The sequence below is a fragment of the Mesorhizobium sp. P3_B5 genome, from assembly GCF_056402815.1.
In genome coordinates, this window is record NZ_JBFUGR010000003.1 from 167,517 (window position 1) to 189,647 (window position 22,131).

Annotated in this window: 26 protein-coding genes; 12 read left to right on the plus strand and 14 right to left on the minus strand. The window is 58.8% G+C overall.

Annotated elements, in window-relative coordinates:
* Positions 1 to 94 precede the first annotated feature (94 nt).
* On the minus strand, positions 95 to 988 hold the full coding sequence (locus AC1DVW_RS10510; RefSeq protein WP_477322903.1) for a branched-chain amino acid aminotransferase: 894 nt from the start codon (positions 986 to 988) through the stop codon (positions 95 to 97).
* A gap of 249 nt (positions 989 to 1,237) precedes the next feature.
* Here AC1DVW_RS10510 and AC1DVW_RS10515 point away from each other — a divergent pair, with 249 nt between their 5' ends.
* Entirely contained in the window at positions 1,238 to 1,771 is a 534-nt protein-coding gene (locus AC1DVW_RS10515) for a MarR family winged helix-turn-helix transcriptional regulator (protein WP_477322905.1), read from the plus strand.
* Positions 1,758 to 2,477, plus strand: coding sequence for a response regulator (locus AC1DVW_RS10520; RefSeq protein ID WP_477322907.1), 720 nt, complete (start codon positions 1,758 to 1,760; stop codon positions 2,475 to 2,477). Before AC1DVW_RS10515 ends, AC1DVW_RS10520 begins: the two co-directional genes overlap by 14 nt.
* A gap of 41 nt (positions 2,478 to 2,518) precedes the next feature.
* Here the strand turns inward: AC1DVW_RS10520 and AC1DVW_RS10525 are convergent, their stop codons facing one another.
* The 7 genes from AC1DVW_RS10525 to AC1DVW_RS10555 all read right to left on the minus strand — a co-directional run bounded on the left by AC1DVW_RS10525 (position 2,519) and on the right by AC1DVW_RS10555 (position 9,044).
* Entirely contained in the window at positions 2,519 to 3,187 is a 669-nt protein-coding gene (locus AC1DVW_RS10525) for a methyltransferase family protein (protein WP_477322909.1), read from the minus strand.
* A 129-nt stretch (positions 3,188 to 3,316) separates the two neighbouring features.
* Positions 3,317 to 4,330 carry a phosphatase PAP2 family protein gene (locus tag AC1DVW_RS10530; RefSeq protein WP_477322911.1) on the minus strand — a complete coding sequence of 338 codons (1,014 nt, stop codon included), beginning with the start codon at positions 4,328 to 4,330 and terminating at the stop codon, positions 3,317 to 3,319.
* Positions 4,331 to 4,576: 246 nt separating this feature from the next.
* Complete coding sequence (locus AC1DVW_RS10535) at positions 4,577 to 5,101, minus strand: A24 family peptidase (RefSeq protein WP_477322913.1); 525 nt, start codon at positions 5,099 to 5,101, stop codon at positions 4,577 to 4,579.
* 9 nt (positions 5,102 to 5,110) lie between these two features.
* The gene (locus tag AC1DVW_RS10540) at positions 5,111 to 5,659 is read right to left on the minus strand and encodes a tetratricopeptide repeat protein (RefSeq protein ID WP_477322914.1); all 549 of its coding nucleotides are present in this window, start codon (positions 5,657 to 5,659) and stop codon (positions 5,111 to 5,113) included.
* 53 nt (positions 5,660 to 5,712) lie between these two features.
* A complete protein-coding gene (locus AC1DVW_RS10545; protein WP_477323321.1) occupies positions 5,713 to 6,669 on the minus strand; it encodes a type II secretion system F family protein in 957 nt (318 codons plus the stop codon).
* Between the two features lie 12 nt (positions 6,670 to 6,681).
* Positions 6,682 to 7,653, minus strand: a complete 972-nt coding sequence (locus AC1DVW_RS10550; protein WP_477322916.1) for a type II secretion system F family protein — start codon at positions 7,651 to 7,653, stop codon at positions 6,682 to 6,684.
* Positions 7,653 to 9,044 carry a CpaF family protein gene (locus AC1DVW_RS10555; protein WP_477322918.1) on the minus strand — a complete coding sequence of 464 codons (1,392 nt, stop codon included), beginning with the start codon at positions 9,042 to 9,044 and terminating at the stop codon, positions 7,653 to 7,655. Before AC1DVW_RS10555 ends, AC1DVW_RS10550 begins: the two co-directional genes overlap by 1 nt.
* A gap of 515 nt (positions 9,045 to 9,559) precedes the next feature.
* Between AC1DVW_RS10555 and AC1DVW_RS10560 the strand changes: the two genes are divergently transcribed.
* From AC1DVW_RS10560 to AC1DVW_RS10605, 10 genes are all read left to right on the plus strand, one after another.
* Positions 9,560 to 9,775 (plus strand): Flp family type IVb pilin, encoded by a 216-nt coding sequence (locus tag AC1DVW_RS10560; RefSeq protein ID WP_477247618.1) that lies wholly within the window; start codon positions 9,560 to 9,562, stop codon positions 9,773 to 9,775.
* 89 nt (positions 9,776 to 9,864) lie between these two features.
* Positions 9,865 to 10,923 (plus strand): Flp pilus assembly protein CpaB, encoded by a 1,059-nt coding sequence (cpaB, locus tag AC1DVW_RS10565; protein WP_477322920.1) that lies wholly within the window; start codon positions 9,865 to 9,867, stop codon positions 10,921 to 10,923.
* 32 nt (positions 10,924 to 10,955) lie between these two features.
* Positions 10,956 to 12,401 (plus strand): type II and III secretion system protein family protein, encoded by a 1,446-nt coding sequence (locus AC1DVW_RS10570; RefSeq protein ID WP_477322922.1) that lies wholly within the window; start codon positions 10,956 to 10,958, stop codon positions 12,399 to 12,401.
* Positions 12,388 to 12,672 (plus strand): hypothetical protein, encoded by a 285-nt coding sequence (locus AC1DVW_RS10575; RefSeq protein ID WP_477322924.1) that lies wholly within the window; start codon positions 12,388 to 12,390, stop codon positions 12,670 to 12,672. Before AC1DVW_RS10570 ends, AC1DVW_RS10575 begins: the two co-directional genes overlap by 14 nt.
* A gap of 80 nt (positions 12,673 to 12,752) precedes the next feature.
* Positions 12,753 to 14,300 (plus strand): TadE/TadG family type IV pilus assembly protein, encoded by a 1,548-nt coding sequence (locus tag AC1DVW_RS10580; RefSeq protein ID WP_477322926.1) that lies wholly within the window; start codon positions 12,753 to 12,755, stop codon positions 14,298 to 14,300.
* Between the two features lie 5 nt (positions 14,301 to 14,305).
* Positions 14,306 to 14,842 carry a TadE/TadG family type IV pilus assembly protein gene (locus tag AC1DVW_RS10585; RefSeq protein ID WP_477322928.1) on the plus strand — a complete coding sequence of 179 codons (537 nt, stop codon included), beginning with the start codon at positions 14,306 to 14,308 and terminating at the stop codon, positions 14,840 to 14,842.
* A 2-nt stretch (positions 14,843 to 14,844) separates the two neighbouring features.
* Entirely contained in the window at positions 14,845 to 15,483 is a 639-nt protein-coding gene (locus AC1DVW_RS10590) for a TadE/TadG family type IV pilus assembly protein (RefSeq protein WP_477323323.1), read from the plus strand.
* Positions 15,480 to 16,643, plus strand: coding sequence for a CpaE/TadZ family protein (locus tag AC1DVW_RS10595; protein ID WP_477247628.1), 1,164 nt, complete (start codon positions 15,480 to 15,482; stop codon positions 16,641 to 16,643). The genes AC1DVW_RS10590 and AC1DVW_RS10595 overlap by 4 nt, the downstream gene beginning before the upstream one ends.
* Positions 16,627 to 17,217 carry a L,D-transpeptidase gene (locus tag AC1DVW_RS10600; RefSeq protein WP_477322930.1) on the plus strand — a complete coding sequence of 197 codons (591 nt, stop codon included), beginning with the start codon at positions 16,627 to 16,629 and terminating at the stop codon, positions 17,215 to 17,217. Before AC1DVW_RS10595 ends, AC1DVW_RS10600 begins: the two co-directional genes overlap by 17 nt.
* On the plus strand, positions 17,214 to 17,807 hold the full coding sequence (locus tag AC1DVW_RS10605) for a hypothetical protein (RefSeq protein ID WP_477322932.1): 594 nt from the start codon (positions 17,214 to 17,216) through the stop codon (positions 17,805 to 17,807). The genes AC1DVW_RS10600 and AC1DVW_RS10605 overlap by 4 nt, the downstream gene beginning before the upstream one ends.
* A gap of 109 nt (positions 17,808 to 17,916) precedes the next feature.
* On the opposite strand, the gene AC1DVW_RS10610 is transcribed toward AC1DVW_RS10605, so the two are convergent.
* The 6 genes from AC1DVW_RS10610 to AC1DVW_RS10635 form a co-directional block, all read right to left on the minus strand.
* Positions 17,917 to 18,456, minus strand: coding sequence for a hypothetical protein (locus tag AC1DVW_RS10610; RefSeq protein WP_477322934.1), 540 nt, complete (start codon positions 18,454 to 18,456; stop codon positions 17,917 to 17,919).
* Between the two features lie 772 nt (positions 18,457 to 19,228).
* Positions 19,229 to 19,435, minus strand: coding sequence for a hypothetical protein (locus AC1DVW_RS10615; RefSeq protein ID WP_477322936.1), 207 nt, complete (start codon positions 19,433 to 19,435; stop codon positions 19,229 to 19,231).
* Between the two features lie 470 nt (positions 19,436 to 19,905).
* Complete coding sequence (locus tag AC1DVW_RS10620) at positions 19,906 to 20,121, minus strand: Flp family type IVb pilin (RefSeq protein WP_477322938.1); 216 nt, start codon at positions 20,119 to 20,121, stop codon at positions 19,906 to 19,908.
* A gap of 309 nt (positions 20,122 to 20,430) precedes the next feature.
* Positions 20,431 to 20,709: an excalibur calcium-binding domain-containing protein gene (locus tag AC1DVW_RS10625; protein ID WP_477322939.1), complete on the minus strand. Its 279-nt coding sequence runs from the start codon at positions 20,707 to 20,709 to the stop codon at positions 20,431 to 20,433.
* Between the two features lie 291 nt (positions 20,710 to 21,000).
* Complete coding sequence (locus AC1DVW_RS10630) at positions 21,001 to 21,216, minus strand: Flp family type IVb pilin (RefSeq protein ID WP_477322940.1); 216 nt, start codon at positions 21,214 to 21,216, stop codon at positions 21,001 to 21,003.
* 266 nt (positions 21,217 to 21,482) lie between these two features.
* Entirely contained in the window at positions 21,483 to 21,725 is a 243-nt protein-coding gene (locus tag AC1DVW_RS10635; RefSeq protein ID WP_477322942.1) for a hypothetical protein, read from the minus strand.
* Positions 21,726 to 22,131 lie beyond the last annotated feature (406 nt).

Genomic DNA, 22,131 nt, shown 5'->3' on the forward strand with positions numbered 1-22,131 from the left:
ACGCTGAATTGGACGAAAGTCAAATGCAGAGATGCTGAAATAAAAGGGGCGGCTTCAAAACCGCCCCTGCTTGACTAAAAAGCTGTGACTTACGCTATTCTGCGGCGATCGCATGCTTAGGCTGCACTGCGGCCGAGTAGTCATTCATCAGTGTTTTGGCGATTTCGCCGACCTCGAATCGGTAGGGCCCAACCTCCGAAACCGGCGTCACTTCAGCCGCCGTCCCGGTCAGGAAGCACTGCTGGAAGCCTTCGAGCTCGTCCGGCATGATGGCGCGCTCGATCACCTCGATGCCACGCTCCTTGGCGAGGTCGATGACCGTACGGCGGGTGATGCCGTCGAGGAAGCAATCGGGCGTGGGCGTGTGGATCTTGCCGTCCTGGACGAAGAAGATGTTGGCGCCCGTCGCTTCCGCGACCTGGCCACGCCAGTCGAGCATCATGGCATCGGCATAGCCCTTGGCTTCGGCGGCATGCTTGGACATGGTGCAGATCATGTAGAGGCCGGAGGCCTTCGACTTGGACGGCGCGGTGCGCGGATCGGGCCGGCGCCATTCCGCCAGATCGAGACGGATGCCCTTGAGCTTCTGCGCCGGATCGAAGTAGCTCGGCCACTGCCAGATAGCGATGGCGCAGTTGATCCGATTGTTCTGCGCCGCAACGCCCATCTGCTCGCTGCCGCGCCAGGCGATCGGCCTAACATAGGCGTCCTGGAAACCTTGCTTCTTCAAAAGCGTGGTGGAGGCATCGTTGAGCTCTGCCACCGAGTAGGGAATCGTGTAGCCGAGCAGGTGTGCCGATTCATGCAGGCGCTCGGTATGCTCGTTGAGCTTGAAAATCTCGCCGCCATAAGCGCGCTCGCCCTCGAAGACGGCGCCGGCATAGTGCAGGCCGTGAGTCAGCACGTGGATCTTGGCGTCGCCCCATTTGACGAACTCGCCGTTCATCCAGATAAAGCCGTCCAGCTGGTCGAAGGGAACGGATGCCATGGAAACCTCCCGCGAGCGGCCGCCCGCACATTATTTTTTCGTTGCGTTTTTCGTCTCAGCCGCGTCGGGCAGCCGGTGTCTCAAAGCGTAGGCGGATATTTGAGGGTTGGCAAACTCAGGAAGTTCCGGAAAAACGGCTTCCCTTTGCCTTTTCGTTCGCAATCCACCGAAAAGCTTGTCAAAAATTACCATTGCCAGGAAATTACGTCAATAGTACTGACATAATTTCCTGCTTCGCATGGAGAAAAGATGACGGATCGAAGCCCAGCTGCCGGAAAACCGATCAGGACGGCGATCACCGACGAGGACGGCATCGACTTCGCCATCATCGAATTGTTCTTCTTCGCCTATCGCGATTTCACCTCCGATCCGGACCAGATCCTGGCCGACTATGGTTTCGGCCGCGCCCACCACCGCGTCCTGCATTTCGTCAATCGCCGGCCGGGCCTGACGGTGGCCGAACTGCTGGACGTGCTGAAAATCACCAAGCAGAGCCTGGCGCGCGTGCTCAAGCAGCTGATCGACACCGATCATATCGTCCAGTTGCAAGGTCCTCGCGACCGCCGCCAGCGCGAACTCTACCCGACGGCCAAGGGCCGTGCCCTGGCGCTGGCCCTGGCACGGCCACAGTCGCGCCGCATCCGTGCGGCATTGGAGGATTCCGGAGCCACCGAACGCACCTTGATCGAACGTTTCCTGGAAGCGATGGTCAATCCGGAACTAAGAGCGCAGATCGACATTGTGCCTGCGAACGCATCGGGGAAAAGCCATGGAGACCATTGAGAGGGTTGATCACCCGGCAGCACCGGACGACGACGCACCGCACCTGCTTGTGGTCGATGACGACACCCGCATCCGCAACCTGCTCAAGCAGTATCTGACCGAGAACGGCTTTCGCGTCACCGTTGCCGGAAATTCCGGCGAGGCCAGGCGAAAGCTTGTCGGTCTCGATTTCGATCTGATCGTGCTCGACGTCATGATGCCGGGCGAAAGCGGCGTCGATCTCACCAAGGCGCTGCGGGCCGAGAAGAACGTGCCGATCCTGATGCTCACCGCGCTGTCCGAAACCGACAGCCGCATCACCGGGCTCGAGGCCGGCGCCGACGATTATCTGCCCAAGCCCTTCGATCCGCGGGAACTGATCCTGCGCATCAACAACATCCTGCGCCGTGGCGGCCCGGCGACGACGCCCAAGGTCGAGCAACTGGTCTTCGGTCCCTACACGTTCCAGATCGCCCGGCGCGAGTTGAAGCGCGGCGGCGAGGCACTGAAGCTGACCGACCGCGAGCAGGAGATCCTGGCGATTTTCGCCGCGCGCGCCGGCGAAACCATACCGCGCCATGAATTGGTCGGCGACGATTCGGAAGTCGGCGAGCGCACCATCGATGTGCAGATCAACCGGCTGCGCCGCAAGATCGAGCGCGATCCGTCCAATCCGGTCTGGCTGCAGACCGTGCGCGGTATCGGCTATCGGCTCAGCGTGGAGTAGGCGTTTTTCGGGCCAAGCGTGGCTTGCAAAACGGCTGTCCGCTATTGCTTGTCAACCACCGGTGTAGCCGCCCAAAAAATTCGCGGCACGAGCATGGGGACGCGCCGAGCATATTCATCATACTCGGGAAAGGTTTGCCGCAGGATGGCTTCTTCATTTCTCGCGCGCCGGTACTGCAAAAGAAATTGGAGGACACCAAGCGCCACCATCAGCACGGAAAGATGCGAAATGACCATCCCGACAACGAAGGCAGCCTCACATACGTACAGCGGATGGCGGACAATTGAATATGGGCCCGTGGTGACCAGACGCCGGGCCGTTGCCATAATCGAGAAAGAGCGGCCGAGCCAGTAGAGACAAAATATCGAACTTGCCGTACCGACGAAGATCAAGCAAAGAGCCACCAGCTGTGCTGCTTCACTTTCCAGCGCCGGCGTCAGAAACATTGCCACCAACATCATGAAAGATCCGGTTACCGAAATAACCCTCGGTTCAATTCCCCGGGCGGTTCCCTTCGGCGGGATGCGGCCGACTGTCATGAAAAGCTGCAGCGCCAAGAAAATTGTGGCGGCGACTTGAGTGACAACAGCCAGATTATTTGCCGAGATGTCCTGACGGAAATAGATGAACAGAGGAGCCGCGCTCAATATCACCAAAGCCGTCATTATAAGGACGATGGCGATGCGGCCGAAAAAATCCTCAGTTAACATTTTGCCAAGCCTCCCGAAGAGGCATTGAAACACCAGTTCTACGCTTCGGCAAGAAGATGGTTGCCAAAGAGTTAACGCCTGCATTGACCTTTGGCTAGGAGCGGGCGACCCCGTAGATCGGGCGACTGGTTACCACAACTGGACCCGCGAAAATCGCCCGGCGACCATCCATATGATCGGCGTGGCCAGCATCGACGCATATCCGTCAATCCCATAGTGCCAAGCGAGATGCACAGACCCCAACTGAATTACAATCAAGAAGGCGAAACTGGCCCAGCGCGCGAGGCCGCCAAAGCGCCAGAGATAAATGGCGTTCAGAGTTGCTATGGCGACGTGGACCGAAGGAAAGGCTGATATGCCACTGCCCACACGTGGGCCGTCCAACGCCGCGTTGGCAAGCAGCATCCCCTGTGTCCTCAGAGCCCATATTGGATAGGTGGCGTCGGTTATCTGAAGATAATTCATGAGTGGAGAGAATGTAGTGTCGCCGTAAAACGGACCGAGGAAGGCCGGTCCGACCGAAGCGAATGCGGTTGCCACAAAATTGCCAAGAACCGCCCAAGTGAGAACGAACGCCACCAAATATTGTGCGCGAATACGAACATTCTTTGTCGAGAAAGTTATACAAAACAATATGATGAACATTACGGCAAACCAAATATTGTAGAAAAAATTCAGAGCGAAAATCACTGGACCGTTCCCGAGCAGGGGGTGCAATACGCGCCAGGCATCGACACCGCCATGGATTGTCCTGTCGATCGCAATTATCGTAGGGTCGGCATAGAATGGCACCATTCTGCTAAGGCCGTCCTTGATGCTGGTAAACAGCGAAAAAAAGACAGGCAGCGCCAGCGCGACCGGCACGCCTATAGTGAGGCGGTTGGGGAGATCATTCGCCAGCAAGCGATCTCTGAGAGCAGGAAGCAGCTGTTTTGGCCGCTGCAACATGACCTGCGCCGAAATGACAGCAAACAGGCTAATCGTAACGCCGGCCCCAAATAGTAGGAACAACAGACCGTAGAGTTCGAAGTCGATCGGAATGCGCCAATGCCTTGCGGCCGCAAGCGCTGCCAGTGCATAAATGATCACCGCCACAAAGAACGGCTGATTGCTGCGCCATGCTGCCGAACTGTTGCGAACCATGATCCCAACTATGGACATCAGCATCGACCTAGGACTTTAAAGACAGGCTCTGCGCCGGCCGACCGGCAAGGCGCCGCTCTGATATGCGGGCGAACTCCCGGCCTGATGATTGAGAGCGGCGCGATCCGGCGTTGCGATTACGCACTGGTTCATACCCGCTCGACACCCGATGAGTATGCCAGTTAGCCCTAAAGAAAAGATTGCAAGAGCCCAGATCCATGAGCGTACGTCGCCAGACTCTGATTTTCAGATTGCGGGGCCAGGGTGGGGTGTCAAATTGGCGTAGATCAGAAACGCTATCGTACTAATCGCGGCCATCGAAATCGCCACGCCAAACGGCACAACGCCCTTGCGATCCAGATGTCGAACGTAGAGGCGAAAGGCGCCTTCGGGCAGCATCAAAGGGTTTTTCACGATCACCGCCAAAGCGACGGCAAAAAGCAGCAAAAGTCCGGAAAACACGATAAGATCGCTGCTCCCGATAAGAAAGGGTATGACTGCCATCAGCTTGACGTCACCGGCACCAATCTTGCGCAACGCCCAGAACGGGAAGAGTACAACAAACAACAACAGCCCAGCGAGCGCGCTCATGCCCATGTTCCACCACGACCCGGACTGAAGCGATAGAAGCTGCAGCGATCCGGCGCCCAGGCAAAGAAGAAGCAGCACGGCGCGGTTGGATATTTTCTGGGTAGTAAAGTCGAGCCATGCGATCCTTGCCAAGAGGGGGATGGCGAGTGCTTTCAGCAGCAGCGATGCGGCAAGCAACATGCTGGCGCCTTACCGCTCGATATTCTGCACGCTGGACGACAGCAGCTTCAGATTGTTGGCGACGGTCGGATCGTTGGGCGCCAGTTCGTATGCCTTGAGGAAATTGCTGCGAGCGTCCTGCAGCTTGCCCCGCAGCAGATATGAATAGCCGACATTGTTGTAATATTCGGGCGTCGCACCAACCAACTTGAAGGCTCGGCTATAAGCCCGGTCAGCGAGGTCGAAGCGATGGATCCGATCGCAGGAGGCGGCCAGTCCCATCCAGGCGTTGCCATCATTGGGCGCCAGTTGCGTAGCCTTGAAGAACAAGGCGCCGGCATTGCCGTAGTTTTCCGCGCGGAACTGGTTCTTGGCCTCGGCAACGGCCTGGTCCGAGGCGTAATATTCCACGTCGCCAACCGTCTTCAGCCCGTCGAACGCATCGCCAAAGGCCGTCACGTCGCCTTTGGAGGGTTCGTTGGTGCGAACGACGCCGTCCGCAGTGTCAGCCCCATTCGTCTGACAGCCGACAAGTGCCATCATCAACAGGCTGGCTACGACTGCAATTGGCCTTTTCATACAGTTTTCCCCGAGGGTCCTCGACCCATATTAAGACCTAAGCATAAGCGCAACTAGAAGAAAACGCCTTTCATGCGGATGATCACCGGCAACATGATGACCATCAGCACAACCGGGAATATGCATAGCCCCAATGGAACCATCATCTTGACCGGCAATGCGTTGGCGCGTTCCTCTGCATGAAGAATTCTCTGGCTGCGCATTTCGTCGCTGTAGACACGCAATGCGTCGGTCAGGCTGGTGCCGAGCTCTTCCGATTGCCGGAACAGCACCGCCAGGGCCCGCGCCTCGTCAAGGCCGATGCGGTCCGCAAGCTCGCGCAGAGCTTCGCGCAACGGCTTGCCGGCGCGCAATTGCAGATTCATGATCGTAAGCTGGATACCGAGCCATTTGTGGGTGCCGGCCAGTTCGTTGCTGACGCGCTCGACCGCCGCTTCCAGGCTCATGCCAGCGTCGGCGCAAGTGATCATCATGTCCATGAAATCGGGAAAGCCGCGGCGATAGACCTGCTTCTGAGTATTCTCAAATCGATCGAGCATGATGCTCGGAATAACCAGACATGCGAGCCCGAGCAAGGCGGCGCCGGCCAATGCGACAAAGCCAGGCAATTGTGGCGGCAATACCCGCGACAGGAGCGCATAGGTGGATAGAAAGCCGACAGCGACTGCACAGATGCGCGACAAGGTATAGATTAGGGGCGCGCTGGAATGATAGAACCCTGAGCGAAACAGCTTGGCCTCAAGCGCATTTGGCTCCCCTCGCTCTTTCTCGACCGTGCGAAAATAGGCATCAATCGGTCGCTGCGCCGAGATTCTGGCGAGTTGCTCCTGACCGGCAAGCGAACGACGATCGGCAATCCCCTCCGCCATAAGGCTTTGTACGACCAGCCTTCGCGTCTGCAGCACTGGCAGGAGGAGAAGAGCGCCGAACAGGAAAAGCGCCACTGCCGCCAGGAAGACAGCAATCGAGACGAGAAGGCTCAGATCCGGTGTGTTCGAAAAAAGGTTGATGGCTTGCTCCTGTCAAAAGTCGAAGTTGACCATTCGATACATGATGAAGTCGCCCAAGAGTGCCCATGTCCCGAAAATCACAAACACGGGATAGACGAGCGGGTTGTGCCAGATGCCGCCATAATAGCTCGGTGCGGTGATCTGAAGGATCAAGAACATTACAACCGGGAACAGCGAGATAACCCACGCGGATACGCGGCCCTCGGCTGAAAGCGCCCTGATCTTCATCCGAAGCTTTTGCCTCTCGCGCAACACCTGCGACAGATTGTGGAGAATTTCGGTCAGATTACCGCCTGTCTTGGCTTGGATGGAGAGTGATACCGAAAGCAGATGCAGGCCTTCGAACCCAACGCGTTGCGAAAGTTTGCGCACCGCGTTTTCAAGGCTGAGGCCGAAAGTGATTTCGTCGGAAACGATGCCGAATTCGGTTCCGAGCGGATCGGGCATTTCACGGGCGACGAGACTAATCGCGACGGAGGCCGGATGGCCGGCGCGCAGGGAACGGACGATCATGTCGAGCGCGTCGGGCAGCTGCTTGGCAAATTTTTGGATACGTTTGTTGCGGGCACGCCGAAGGACAAGAATCGGCAGGGCAAATCCCACCAGCAGAAAAGCAATCACCGCTACGACACTGGATAAGCCGAGAAGTAATGAAAGGACCAACGCCAATACCAGTCCGGCAAGGAGGAACATGGCTGCGAAAGCGAGCGGATTGCCGGTGATGCCAGATTGTGTATAGAGCCGGTTCAGAGTAATCGCGCCGAAAATGAAGTCGCCCTTGTCCGTCAATCCACGTTCGCGCAAGAGGCCTTGCAGCGTCTTCTCGGCCGGGGCCTCCTCAGCCAAACGTTTGAGCCGCCGATTGATCGTGCCAATTCTGACACGCCGCCCAGCATACGAAACGTAAAGGGACTCGGCGGCAAGGATCACAGATGCTGCCGCCAGCACATAGATGAAATAGAGCAGCGTCTGACCGGTAGGCATCAAAGTGAAACCTGCGGATTGAAGGCATCTTTGGCGAAGTGAAGGCCGAGCGTCGCCGCCTCCTGGGCAAAACGCGGACGAATGCCGGTGGCACGAAAATCACCGATGATCTTGCCGTCCGCCGCCACCTCGCGGCGAACGAAATGATAAAGTTCCTGGAGCTGGACGACATTGCCTTCCATGCCGGTCAGTTCCGATATGGAGATGACCCGCCTGCCGCCGTCGGACAGGCGCTGCGTCTGCACGACGATGTCCACAGCGGAGGCGATCTGCGCCCGTATCGAGTCATTTGTCATCGGCATGCCGGCCATGCCGACCATCTGTTCCAGGCGAGACAACGCATCGCGCGGTGTGTTGGCATGGATGGTAGTCATCGAGCCTTCATGGCCGGTGTTCATCGCCTGCAGCATGTCGAAGGCTTCCTCGCCACGAACCTCGCCGACGATGATGCGGTCCGGCCGCATGCGAAGCGCGTTCTTCAGCAGTTCGCGTTGTCGAACCTCGCCCTTGCCCTCGACATTGGGCGGGCGCGTTTCCAGCCGGCCGACATGCGGCTGCTGCAATTGCAGTTCCGCCGCATCTTCGATGGTGATCAGGCGCTCGGTGGCCGGAATGTAGCTCGACAAGGCGTTGAGCAAGGTCGTCTTGCCACTGCCGGTGCCGCCTGAAACCAAGATGGACTTGCGCGCCTGCACGGCGATTCGCAACAGATCGACCATTGGCTGGCGAATCGAGTTGAACGCCATCAGGCGTTCGAGCGAATAGGGGTTTTTTGAGAACTTTCGGATCGAAACCAGCGGGCCATCCACCGATATCGGCCGCACCGCTATGTTGACGCGCGAGCCGTCTTCAAGTCGGGCATCGACCATTGGCGCCGACTCGTCGACGCGCCTGCCGATGGCCGAAACGATCTTGTTGACGATTCGCAGCAAATGCGCCTCGTCGCGAAAGCGGATCGAGGTTTCCTCAATGACGCCCCGCCGTTCGACGAAGACGCGCTTGTGGGTGTTGATCAGGATGTCGGAAATCGACTCATCCTTGAGCAGCGGCTCGATCGGCCCGAGACCGAGCATCTCGTCGGCGGTGTCGCCGGTCAACTGATCCAGCTCGCGTGCATTCAGCGGTACGTTGCGAGCGCGTACGAACTCGCGCACGATCGGTCGGATCTCGTTCAGGATCTCATCCTTCGACGCCGTTTCAAGCGTGGCGAGATTGAACCGGTCGATGAGGTGACGATGGAGCTCGACCTTGAGCGTCAGGAAATCGTCGCCATGAGATTCCATGTCGGCGGCAGGAGAAAGCACCGGAGCCGTCGGCACTACGGCCGTCCTCGGCTGGAGCGCCGGCTCGACCCGCGGCTCACTTGGCCCCTTGATGAATCGGCCCAACATGATGCTGTGTCCCCGTTGCGATCCCGGGCGTGAAACTAAGCGTTAACCACGGGTGGCACAAGCGCCCAGAGGGGCGACGCGCGAACAATACTTACAACATAGTTAAAGGGCGTTCGAAAAAAATCGTTTTATTTTGACCGAGGATTCTTCCGTCTCTCGCTTTTCGAGTCTTCACGGAACGTTTCGCGTCGCAACAAAATGGTAGACAGCCGGCAATCGGCCATAAACCATTAGATATAAATGATTATGCAGTATGGCTAATATGGTCATCCGTTGGACGTAGGTGCGGCAGAATTGTGAACGAATGGTTAAGGGCGCTTGAAAAATTAATCGAATCAAGCTCTTGGTAGAATTGAAATGTCGTCTGATCTGGTATTGGAGGGTTAAGGAACTGTTAATCCGTTTGACTCTGCTTTTTCGCGAGACCTAGGATTGAGATGACGGGGGATGCTTGGGTATGGATTTCATCCCGTGCTCTGTCTCGTCGGGTTCAACCTCCAAAGGGAGAAATTGGCATGAAGAAGCTCATGACGATGGCCCGGCAGTTCCGCGACGATGAAAACGGGGCTGCCATGGTCGAGTACTCTATCCTTATCGGCATTATCGCTGCGGCATCGATCCTTGTGATCATCGCGATCGGCGTGTGGGTTGGTGGCCAGTTCACCGGCCTTTGCGCCACGCTCAATGGTCATGGCGCGGTCGGCCACACTGTTTGCGCCGCCGCCACTTGATTTTTGAACTCAGGCCCGGGTCGTGGATCCGGGCCTGAGCCCGTTATCGGCGGGTAAGCTCCCGCATTTGGGTTTTGGGGTTTGGATCCATGCGCGCCAACACACTTATCATGATTGTCCTCGCCGGCGTATTTGGTGTGCTGGCGGTCGTGCTCGCCAATATATGGCTGGCCAGCCAGCGCGGCGCCATGGCGCGGACTGATGACGTCCAGCGCGACACGGTGGTGGTAGCGGCAGTGGCGCTGAAGTTTGGCGACACGCTGACATCCGACAAGCTGCGCGAAATCGCCTGGCCCGCGGGCGCGGTTCCAACCGGCGCCTTCAAGACGACGAAAGACTTGCTGGCAGGCGAAGGCACAAAGCAGGCGCTGCAGGCGATCGGCGCCAACGAGCCAATTATCGCAACCAAGATCACCGGCCCCGGCCAGCGCGCCACGCTTTCTGCTGTCCTCGGCGACGGTATGAAAGCCGTTTCCATCAGGGTCAACGACGTGCTCGGCGTTGCTGGCTTCGTCTTCCCTGGTGATCGTGTCGATGTGCTGCTGACACGCACGGTGCACAATGCCGACGGAGCGGATCAAAGTTTTGTCGACGTGCTGCTGCAAAGCATGAAGGTACTCGCCGTCGACCAGGTCGCCGATGAGAGCAAGGACAGCCCCACCGTCGTGAAAGCGGTGACGCTCGAAGTCAGCACCAAGGACGCTCAGAAGCTTACCCTGGCCGCCGGCGCGGGCCAGCTGTCGCTGGCACTTCGCCAGGCCGCCGCCAGCAAGGGCGAGACGACCGAACGCATCACGCTTTCAGACTTGTCCGGAGAAACACCGGCCGACGTCGCCGCCAGGCAGGCCGAACTCGACAGGAAGGCAGCGGCAGAAGCCGAGGCCGCTGCGGAGCGCAAGCTTGCCGATGACAAGATTGCCGGATTGGCCCAGGCTGTCGAACAAGTTGGAAGCAAACTCGACCAGTTGAGCAAGGTCAAGCCGGCTCCGGTCGTTGTTGCGGCACCCGCACCGCAGGAAATCGTCAAGGAAGTTGTCAAGTATGTGGAGCCAGAGCCGCCGAAGAATGTTACAGTGGGCGTCTTTCGGGGCGTGAAGCTCGAATCCTATGAAGTGCCGCGACAAAAACAACAGGCTGCGGTAAATTGAGGGCTGCCACGGCAGCAAGCGGGGAGACGAGTATGCGGGGGTTTTGGATGAGGATGGCGGCGGCCGCGCTGTCCTGTATGGCGGTGCTGCTGACGTGGGGGCTTGCCGCGGAAGCTGCCGACCGCTTCATCGATGTGTCCAACCCCAGCGTCCATCGCATCTTCCTGCCGATGTCACAGTCGGTGACCCTCCAGGTGAGCGCCACTCTCGGCGACATCGTCGTCGGCGACGAGAAGATCGCCGATGCCCAGCCGATGACCGACCGGACGCTCTATGTCATCGGCAAGAGCGCCGGCACCACCACGGTCAATCTCTTCTCCCCGGAAAAGCGCTCGCTCGGCGTCATCCAGATCGAAGTCGGCGTCGACGTCAGCGACATGGCGCAGGCGATCCGCCAGGTGGCGCCCAGGGCGCGCATCGAGATCGGTTCGATCAACGGCAAGGTCCGGCTTGGCGGTCACGTCAAGGATGGCGCCACGCTGGCGTCGATCCTTGAGGTGGCGCAGCAGTATGGCCCCGACGCCATCATCAACTCCGTCATTGTCGACGATAGCCAGCAGGTGAATCTGGAAGTGCGTGTGCTTGAGGCCAAGCGCAATGCCGGCCGCGATCTTGGCGTGTCGATCAGGAGCACGAATGGCAGCGGCACAACCCGTACGGGGACGGGCATCGCGGCCGCCGACAAAGATAACGTAGTGCTCGGCCCGGGCGATCTGCTCAGCGGCCTACTGTCGACCAGCAATCCTTTCGCGGCGCTGATTACGCGCGTCATTGACAGCAACATCAAGGTCGATCTGATCATTGAAGCGCTCGAGGCAAAGGGCGTCGTGCGCACGCTGGCTGAACCCAATCTCACCACGCTTTCAGGCGAGCCAGCCAGCTTCAACGCCGGCGGCGAAGTTCCTATCCGTGTCGTCGGCAATGATGGCCAGATAACCATCACGTACAAGCAATTCGGCGTCAATCTGCTGTTCACGCCGGTCGTACTCGACGACGGCAAGATCCATATGAAGCTGGCACCGGAAGTGAGCGACCTCACCGGTTTCACCACTGCCGGCGACCCGATCTTCACCAACCGCAAGCTGGATACCGTCGTCGAACTGCGCGACGGCCAGAGCTTTGCGGTCGGCGGGCTCCTGTCGAGCAAGACCACCAAGCTGCAGAACCAGGTGCCGTGGCTCGGACAGGTCCCGGTCATCGGCTCGCTGTTCCGCAATTCGAGCAATCAGAAGGAAGAGACCGAACTGGTCGTCATCGTCACGCCGCATGTTGTGCGGCCGGTCAAGCCGGGCGAACAACTGGCGACCCCGTTCGACAAGACACGACCCGCCAACGACCCGGAGTTCTTCATCCTTGGGCAGTTGGAAGTGAACAAGGACATGATCCGAAAATATGAAACGGGCGACGGCGTCACCGGCCCCTATGGCCACATGCTGGACTTCAAATCGAAGGACAAGATGCTCTATGTCAAGAAATAGCGCCCTGATCCTCGTCTTGTGTGCCGGCGCGCTGTCAGGCTGCGCTGCAGACTATCTCAACCACTACGACACGGTGACGCTCGCCGCCGGCGACACCCAGAAATTCAATTCGCTGCTGCAGACGGTCGATCCGCTCAATCCGAACTCGAAGAACACACATATCGAAGGCGACGGCACGCGGGCTGCGCTTGTTGCCCACAACTACAAATTTCCACCACCACCACCACCGCCGCCGGCGATCACGGTCAATGTCGGCACACCAACAAACTAAGGCATCGAACAGAAGGATGCGATTTCAGCGCGGCAGGCCGAACGAGGGGTCCTGGCGTCAGGGGAGCTAAGAGTAAGGCCATGTTGCGGATCATTCGCGCGTTCTGGCACGATCAAAGGGGGATAGCGCTGATACTGTTCAGCATCATGCTGCCGGCAATCGTCGGCTTTTCCCTGCTGGCGATCGACATGAGCCGGGTCAACAACCTGCACAACGATATCCAGAAGGGCACTGATGCCCTGGCGCTTGCCGCCGCGGCCGAGCTAAACGGCAGGTCCGATGCATGGACTCGCGCCCAGAACGCCCTTGGGAATCTGATCTCAAATGACACCACATTCTCGGACGGCGGTATTGTCACTCTGCCCGGCAGCGGTGCAACCACCGTTGATACGACCTACTCGGCTTGCCGCTCGAGGGGACAGATCTCCTGGTGTTTCCTGTCAAGCATACCGGCAAGCGATGCCACTCTGATTACGTCAGCAAACTATGCGGCCTCGGCAGCCGTTACCCGGTTCATCATGGTGGAAGCCAAGCCGGAAACCATGACAACGATCTTCCCGATCTCTTTTCTTTCCGGGAACTCAGCTGCCAGCGGCTTCAGCTTTGGAGCGGTTTCGGTTGCGGGCTTCACATCAGGCGTGTGCAATTACACACCGGTCTTCATGTGCAACCCGTATGAGATGGTGAACGGCACCAATTCGGCGGGTGGAGCGACGCTCGAACAAGCCGTGACGGATCCGGCAGTCCATCGCCGGCTCATCGAACTTCGGCTGGTGGGAAACAATGCCGCTTATGGACCCGGCAATTTCGGCTTCCTGCAACCGCCGGACGGTGTCGGCAATGGCGCACAGGCGCTCGCCCAGACGATCGCTACATCGACACCACTTGGCTGCTACTCGGCACAGGGGGTAAACACCAAGACCGGCCAGAACAACGGCCCGGTCCAGGACGCCTTCAACGTCCGCTTCGGGATCAACGCCAGCGGCAATGCCTTCAACAGCCCGGAATATGGCCCGGCTGCGAATGTCCGCAAGGGTGCGTCGACGGGCGGCAACGGTAATGGAAACGGCAATGGCAATGGAAACGGAAACCAATGCCCTTCCTACAATCAGTTGACGTTCAACGGCACCGGCAATATGGGCCTGCCCCCGGATGCCACCACGCCCTATATGGGCGGGCGCATGGGCGACGGAAACTGGAACATGTCCGGTTACTGGAGCACCAATTTCGGCTCCACCGGCTACCCCTCTTCCTGGAATACGACCAAGCCGACCCGATACCAAGTCTATAAATACGAGATCGCGAACAACCTGGTTGGGGTCGCGTCTACGGGCGGCGAGGTGGGAACCCCGCCAAGCTCCTGCCAGCCTCCGGTGACTTCCGTTGATCGTCGCTTGCTCTATGGCGCGCTCCTCAATTGCAACGCGCTTCAGGCCGCTGGCAACAATCTGAACGGCAACAGCACCAACCTGCCTGTCGAAGCCTTCGCAAGTTTCTTCATGACACAGCCCGTTCCGGGAGCTTCAAGCGGAGGGTCGGTCTTTGTCGAACTCGTCGACATCACCGGCCGAGGTGGACAAGGGACGCTCGATAATTTCCTGCGCGACGAAGCGCAGCTTTATCGGTGACGGCCATGACAAAAATGCTTGCTCGTTGTCTAAGACGCTTTCGCCTGGACCAGCGCGGCACGGTTCTTATCGAGATGGCGCTGGTCGCACCGCTGATGGTGGTTTTGTCGGCAGGCGTGTTCGAGTTTGGCAGGTTTATCCATGACAAATTTCTGATGGAGGCTGGACTGACCGACGCAGCCCGCTTTGCCGCGCGCTGCAACAGCCAGCTCTACACAGCTGCCGGGCTCACGATCAATTGTGCCGGCATCGCTGCCAACATTGCGGTATTCGGCAAAGCGAATGTGAATCCAGCAACGGATGTTCCGCGTGTCGATGGCTGGCAGACGTCCAACGTCACGATAAACATTGCAGATCCCGCCACCTGCCAAAATGCGGTCGCCAGCGATGGCACCGTCTTATATCTCTCCACCACTTCGCAGGTCTGCATCGTGACGGCCTCCACCAGCTTCCCCTATCCCGACTTGGGCATGCTGTCGCTCGTCGGTGTCGGCTCCATCACACTCGGCGGGACCCATCAGGAGCGGTTGATCCGATTTTGATGATGTTGACGCGCTTCGTAACATCAGAGGACGGCACGACGATGGTCGAGATGGCCATCGCGATGACGTTGCTGCTGACGCTCACGCTCGGCTTCGTCGATTTCGGCTATGCGCTCTATCAATGGAACTCGGCGACCAAGGCCGTTCAGGCCGGAGCACGATTGGCTTCGATCTCCGATCCGGTCGCACCGCAGATTTCGACAGCCGGCCCAACCACAACGCCAGGAGCCCCTGTAGTGGCCGGTTCCTTTGACTATGTCTGCGATGGCGCAACCTCGGCTTGCAGTTGCACAGGAAGCTATTGTGTCGCCGGGGTATGGACGCCAGCGAACTTCAATCGAATCTTTCAAGGTGATGCAACCGGCACCGGCACCTGCCCTGGGCTTGCAGCGGGACAACGGCCGGGCATGTGCCATTTCTTCCCCTTCCTGCAACCCGCGAACGTCGTCATCCGCTACACCGCCACCGGCCTTGGCTATCAGACTCGCCTGGGTGGCTCAGTTCCGACCGTCACCGTCAGCCTGCAGAACGTGACCTACCATTTCTTCTTCCTGGGCGGACTGCTCGGGTTCGACAATATGACCATGCCCTCCATGCTGAGCACGGTTACGGGCGAAGACATGAAGAGTAGCTCACCATGAATGCCATCAACACCAAGGTTCTGCCGACCAAGCGAAAGCAGGTGGCGCTGTTCTCGTCGGATCCGAATTTCAAGCGCGATGTGGCGACGCGGCTCGATGCGCTGGCAATCTACGACGTCAGGGTTTCCGAGACGGGCGACTTCCTCAAGGGGCCGCCGGCCGACACGCGGCCTGGCATCGTCATCCTCGATCTTGGTCATGGCGAATTGCTCGGCCAGCCCGGCATCGTCGAGGCGCGCTCCAAATGGGCTACCGTGCCGCTGATCGCGGTCTCCGACGAGTTGACGCCGGAGCAGACGCGGGTGCTGGTGCGCATGAACGCCTCGGATTGGCTGCACAAGCCACTCGACGGCAAGGAACTGCTCAACGCGGTCACCTTCCACGACACCGGCAACCAGGGCACCAAGAGCCGGATCATCACCTTCATCGGCGCCAGCGGCGGCGCCGGCGCGACAACGCTCGCTCTTTCCGCAGCCGAATTCCTGGCATCGAAATCGACAGAGCGGGGGGCTTCCACCTGCCTGGTCGACCTCGATTTCCAGAGCGCCAATTGCGGCGCCTATCTCAACCAGTTCAACCAATTCGACCTTGGCGGCATTATCGGCCAGCCGGAACGACTCGACGTCGAGCTGATGGATGTCATCAAGCTGTCGCGCCCGTCCGGGCTGACGCTCTATTCCTTCGAAAGGCCGCAACTGCCTTTCGAGCCGCAGGGCGCCGATTTCGTGTTTCGGCTGCTGGACCTCGTCGCCTACCGGTTCGACGACATCGTCATCGATCTGCCGAACATCGAGACGCCCTGGCACAATTCGGTGCTGTCGACGAGCGATGAGATCTTCATCGTCTTCGAGCTCAACGTCGCCTCGCTGCGGCAAGGCAAGCGGCTCTACAAGAAGATCCGTGAGTTGCGTGGCAATGCAGTCAGCATCACGCTGGTCGCCAACAAGCACAAGCGCAAATGGTTCGGGAACCACTTTTCGCGCAGCGAACTCGAAAAGATTTTCAAGGCGCCGCACATCAAGTCGGTCGCGCTGGACAATGCACTTCTGGCCGATGCCTTGAACCGTGCTATCCTGCCCGCGGAGGTGGATGGGCGTGCACGCTTCAACAAGGATCTGAAGCGGATGTTCAAAGAGCGGCTCGATGATGCTGCCAAGTAGGTATCGGATCGTCCCAGGATTGGCCGGCGCCTGCGTCATGGGCGTGGCGCTGGCGATGTCCGTCCAGGACTTCGCCTATGCGCGATCGGCACTTTCGGATCGGCCGCCCCTGCCGGCAATGGGCCCCAGCCTGCGCAAGACTGTCGCCTTCGAAACCACGGAACAACCCGGAACGATCGTTATCCGCAAGGGCGAGAAAGCGCTCTATCTGGTGACCCGGCAAGGCCAGGCGCTTCGCTATCAGATCAGCGTCGGACGGGACGGATTTGGCTGGACCGGAGTCGTCAAGGTGGGCGCGAAGACCGAATGGCCGGAATGGCGCCCGCCCCGGGAAATGCGCGCCCGCCAGCCGGAGCTGCCGGAAATGGTGCCTGCCGGTCCCTACAATCCACTCGGCGCGAGAGCGCTCTATCTGCTTCGGGACGGGCGTGACACGCTCTACCGCATCCATGGCACCAACGATCCCAAAGGTGTCGGCTTCGACGGAACATCGGGGTGTTTTCGCCTTACCAACACCGATGTGATCGATCTCTTCAAGCGCGTCGCGGTCGGCGCAAAGGTGGTGGTCCAATGACGATGATCAGCGAGCCGGACATGCCGGCAATCGAGATTGGGACGGCAACGCACATTGGAGAGCAGGCTGCCGTTGGGAAACCGAGCGACAGAAGCATTCTCGGCGCTGTCGTCATCGGCACGTCCCTGATCACCCTGGTGAACATAATAGCCGCGGTTTATCTCTACCGCGGCATCAGCGACATGCGCTTTTTGGAAGGGCGCCTGGAACAACTCGGGACGTTCGAACAACGAATCGGCGGCCGGCTGGATACGGTCAACAACGGTTTTCAGAGCCGGTTTGAAAAACTCGACGGTCAACTGCAGAGCAGCTTCAGTGAAATCAACCGGAGCATAGCCCGACTGGAACAGAACCAGCCTCTAGCCCGTGACGAAATCATGTCGAGCGCCGCGGAACCTTCGATGGTCGCGTCCAGCGCCGAGGCGGAGGCATCCGCCGTTATCGATGGTGAAGACGCAACCGAGCCCGGCGCTGTCGATGCGCCGCGTCCGCCCAAAAGGAGGATCGCAGCCGCAGCGCCTGCCCCTAGCCCCGACTACCAGCGCATACAGCAGGCCGACGGCAAGGTTTACTACCGAAAGATCAACTAGCGCTGGAAAACGTCGGGCTGCCCCTGAGCAGGGAGCCGGTTTTCGTAAAAGATCATGCTTAAACAAAGAGATAGCGCCTCATCCCGATTCCATCGGGATGGAACAGGCTCTAGAGATCTCGCTGCAGAGCAACAAGCCTCGCGGCCAGCGCTTCGGACCGCTGTCGGGTTTCGCTGAGGAAGGCGACATGGCAGTAGGCGCATGCTGTCACGCCCAGCAGCAGCACAAGGCTGTTCTTCAAGGTGAAATCGACCATTAGCGAGAATGGAAGACCGCCGGGTACCGTGAATGAGGCGATCGTGCTCGCTGTTTCGGAATGGCTGGTGACGGCGATCATCAACCCGGCGAAAAGCAGGGCGACGTGATTGGCAAGGAAGAAGAAGGCGGCCGACTTTTTTGTGCGGCACGCCATCCAGCAAACGATCGATGCGGCCACCAGCATCGAGGCATCAAGCACCATCGACGACCCGAGATAAAGATCGATCTGTTGCCAGAACATCGTCGACAGGGGCCTTAGCTCAAGCCAAATCCGCCACATTGTGGGACTGGCCGGATAGGCTCCCAGCAAGAAAGTCGCCATGCGCTCCCCTGCCAGAATCAGCAGGATCAAAGCTGGGAAGGCAAAGAGCATTATCGATTTGCGCTTCATGTCATCCTCGACAATCTGGCATTCAAGATAGATTGCAGAGGTTGCGCGAGGATTAACGGAGCGTGGGTGCTGCTGCGGCAGTGCAGCCGACTGCTCATGGCTGCCTGCAAATCACGCAGGAGCCATTTGTGGATAGCGCAGCCCTTAGTTGTTTTGGCTGAGCACGAGCGTCACCACCTTCGGCTCGACTCGTTGGAGACATCGTTCCGGAATATTGGGCCACGTCGCCTTGGCGCATCCCTCGTTCGCGACTGGCGCCGGAGCAAGCGAGAGTTCTGAGTTACGGGCTTCGTCGGCCGTCGATAGGAACACCTGCGTAGCCAGCGCAGTCGCCATGGATACCTGGACGAGGATGAGGGCGTAAGCAAATCGTCTGATCATCCGCTCGCAACGCTCAATTCGCGAAGTGGTTCCAACATCGCGCCGCGCCAGTGTTAACTCATTGCGAAACCAATCGGCGCGCTTAACGGCTCAGAGGGGCAGCCGTCCCTAACGAGACGACGTCGAGGCCTCATTTCGTGGGGAGTGAACGATTGGCCCGCGGTTGGAAGGTTGCCTTTTTGTTTCGGGCGCAGCCGCCCGTTCGCAGCGGATGCGGCTTTTTTCAATCCGACGGGATTATCGAGGTCCCAATTTAATCGGCCTGCATTCGACAGAGAGCCGACATTCATGCTCGGGGACACGCTGCAACCCGGGCGCCACCTTATGCGAAGCTAGCGTCGAGGCCGACCTCGCCACCGCCGCAGCCGTGCCCGGGCCAGGGGATCAAGGATCAGGGAATCTCGTCCGGTTTGGGATCGAGAGGGTCGTGCAGGTCATGGATAAAGCCCTCAAGGGACAGCGTCGCATAGTTGATATGCTGGCCGACCGCCAACTTCGAGTCGTCCGGTATGCCTGTGGCAAGAAGTTTCCGCGGCGTGGCATCAAGCTGATCCATGATCTCCTGAGCAGCGTCTGCAATCGCATGCGTGCCGTCCATGTCGCACCCGTCACTGACCGCGTGCCGGTAGCACGATCGCCACAAGCTGTAAGCTTAGCCATTTGAGAGGGAGTTCGCTTTCGGCGATTAGTTCGCGGGCAGCGCGTACCTGTCAGAGGGGATCTCAGGGCGCGCGGCAAGGTCAGGGGTTCACATGTTGTAGGGGCAAGCAACCCCTGCGACCCGTTTGCAGGCGCGGGCCAGAGAACGGCTTATCCGGCTCAGCGACGAGCGCCAGGCGGCGCGGGACGTTAACCCGGTGGTAGGGCGGCGGCCGGCAGAAACGCGCGCTGGCGAGGCGCCCTACCTTAGCTGGTAGGGCCAAGGTCTTAGATTATGACGCAAAGGTCTGATCGGTCCTGTTCGCCGACTGGGGCTGGCGCGACGTAGCACCAGCCCCACGTTGCCGCACTTGGATCGGCCCAAACTTCCAAAGTTCAGAGGCCCGAACACGCACTCTAGGCGACGAATCAGGTCGCGGCAGCGCAAACGGTATGGCCGACCGCACCATGACCATTGAGCGTGGCGCAAAGGCCGGTGAACTGACCGCCCACCCAAACACCGATAGCGATGATCACAAGGATCGACGCCGCGGCGATAATGCCGATAAGGATAGAGTACTCGACCATCGCAGCGCCGTTGTCGTCGTCGCGGAACTGCTTAGCAATGCTCAGAAGCTTCTTCATTTGACTTCCCCCTGTTACCGATTTTATCCGGACAGGGGGTGCTCGCAAGCTCAACCACCCGGTCCCGATGAATATCCTGTGCCGGGATGGTGCAGTGAGTCAATAATCCGTTAAGCCATTGTTAACATTTGACCTTCCGACGACGTCTCTTCGTCGTATCGTTTCCTAATATAAGGGATTGATAATACTGACTTTCTTGGCCAGCTTAACCATTCCATGCAAATGCTTGTGACAGGTCAAGCGCTGACATATCCTCTTATGTCAACCGGCCGTTGATACTCGAAACAAGTATCAATCCCCGAACAGGATTTAAGACGGAATCCGGCAAATCGTCTCGCAGGCCAGCCCGTTGCCATCGCCATCCAGATGATCTGGACCCCACGCGCAGTTCTTGAGGTGCCAGGCGGCATCTTCACACGAATACATCTGTGAGCAGGCCAGCACGGGCTCGCAGGAACGGTTCACAAAGCCTTGGGGTTTTGGGTCAAGCTGATGGCGTTCAAATTGGTGCAGCGCATACTGCGTTAGAAGAGCGGCCACCGCTGCCGCTAGGAGAAGCAATAACTTATTGTCGGAAACCCACCCCATGAAAGCCTCGCTTTTTTCCAGCCGGTGGCATCGGCCGTGCTACAGAACCACCGCTCGCCGTCCTTCCACAAGTTGAACAGGAAGCGTTGTCGGGAATTGTAGCTGATGTTGCAGGGCGCGCGCCAGAACGCGCGCACGCTCGGCGCTGTAACGGCGGCCGAACAGAACGCACGCTGGCGAGGCTCCTACCCAGGCAGGTAGGGCTAAGGTCTTAGACCATGGCGTAAAGGTCTGGCGTTTCGTCGCGCCAGCTTCTCTTCACGATAGCATTCGGCTCAAGTGCTGCCGATGTCAGGTCGCTGCAGCGCAGGTGGTGTAGCCAGCGGCGCCATGACCATTGAGCGTGGCGCAAAGGCCGGTGAACTGACCACTGACCCAAACGCCGATTGCGATGATCACCAGGATAGACGCCGCGGCAATAATGCCGATGAGGATTGAATATTCGACCATGGCCGCGCCGTTGTCGTCATCGCGGAATGCCTTGGCCATGCTGAGGAGCTTCTTCATCTGACTTCCCCTGTTACCCAACTAACCCGGACAGAGGTGCCCCTGAAGGTGCTCATCCCCCGGTCCCTATAGCGATCCTGTGCCGGGTGGTGCAGCGAGTCAATAATCTGTTAAGCCTTTGTTAACAATGCCATCTTACCACTTACTAAAATAAGAGATTGATAATATTGACTTTCTTGGCGGGCTTTAACCATTTGAGCAAATGTTCGTGACCCGCCAGGCGCTGCTATGGCAAGCCTCAATTTCATAACGTGGCGACATATCGCTCAGCAAAACATGCGCCTGCCATCCACCAGGAGGCGCATCAGAGACTGACCACCGACGCGCGGTGACGTGCTGTAGCGGGAGCCGCAATCCATGAGCGCGGGGCCAAATTGCAGGGCCAGGATGCCTACTATCAACGCGACCCCAGCGACAATCTTTGCTCGATGGAACCAGCCGCCAGATAGGCGACCACTGCCGTACTTTCGACGGTTGTAGCGATTGTCTGCCCGATCGACCTTGCCCACGGCCCCTCGCTCCCCGCGGGAGAATGCTGCCAATCCGCGGTTGAGTCCATATGAGACATCGCTAGTCTGGCACTGTGTGTCTCCAGCAGAGCTACCCCCCATGAGGATACTTCGACCGCGTCCCAAGCCGAAGAAGAGTTACCCCAACAGCGATCGGTTCGGAGAGGACGGCAGGCGAATTTACAGCGCCTATGATGCCGCCAGGCCGATCAATCGCGTCAAACGGCGGCGCCGGTCATTGCTCATAGGCGGCGCGTCACTTGCTGCCGTTGTAGGCATTCTGATGTACTTGATCGGGGCTGGCTAAACCCAGCGACAGCGTCGGGCGCCAGTCGCATATTCAGATCGGCTAATCTACCTATTTTGGACATGGTGTGATCGCGTAAGCCCTTGGCATTTGACCCGA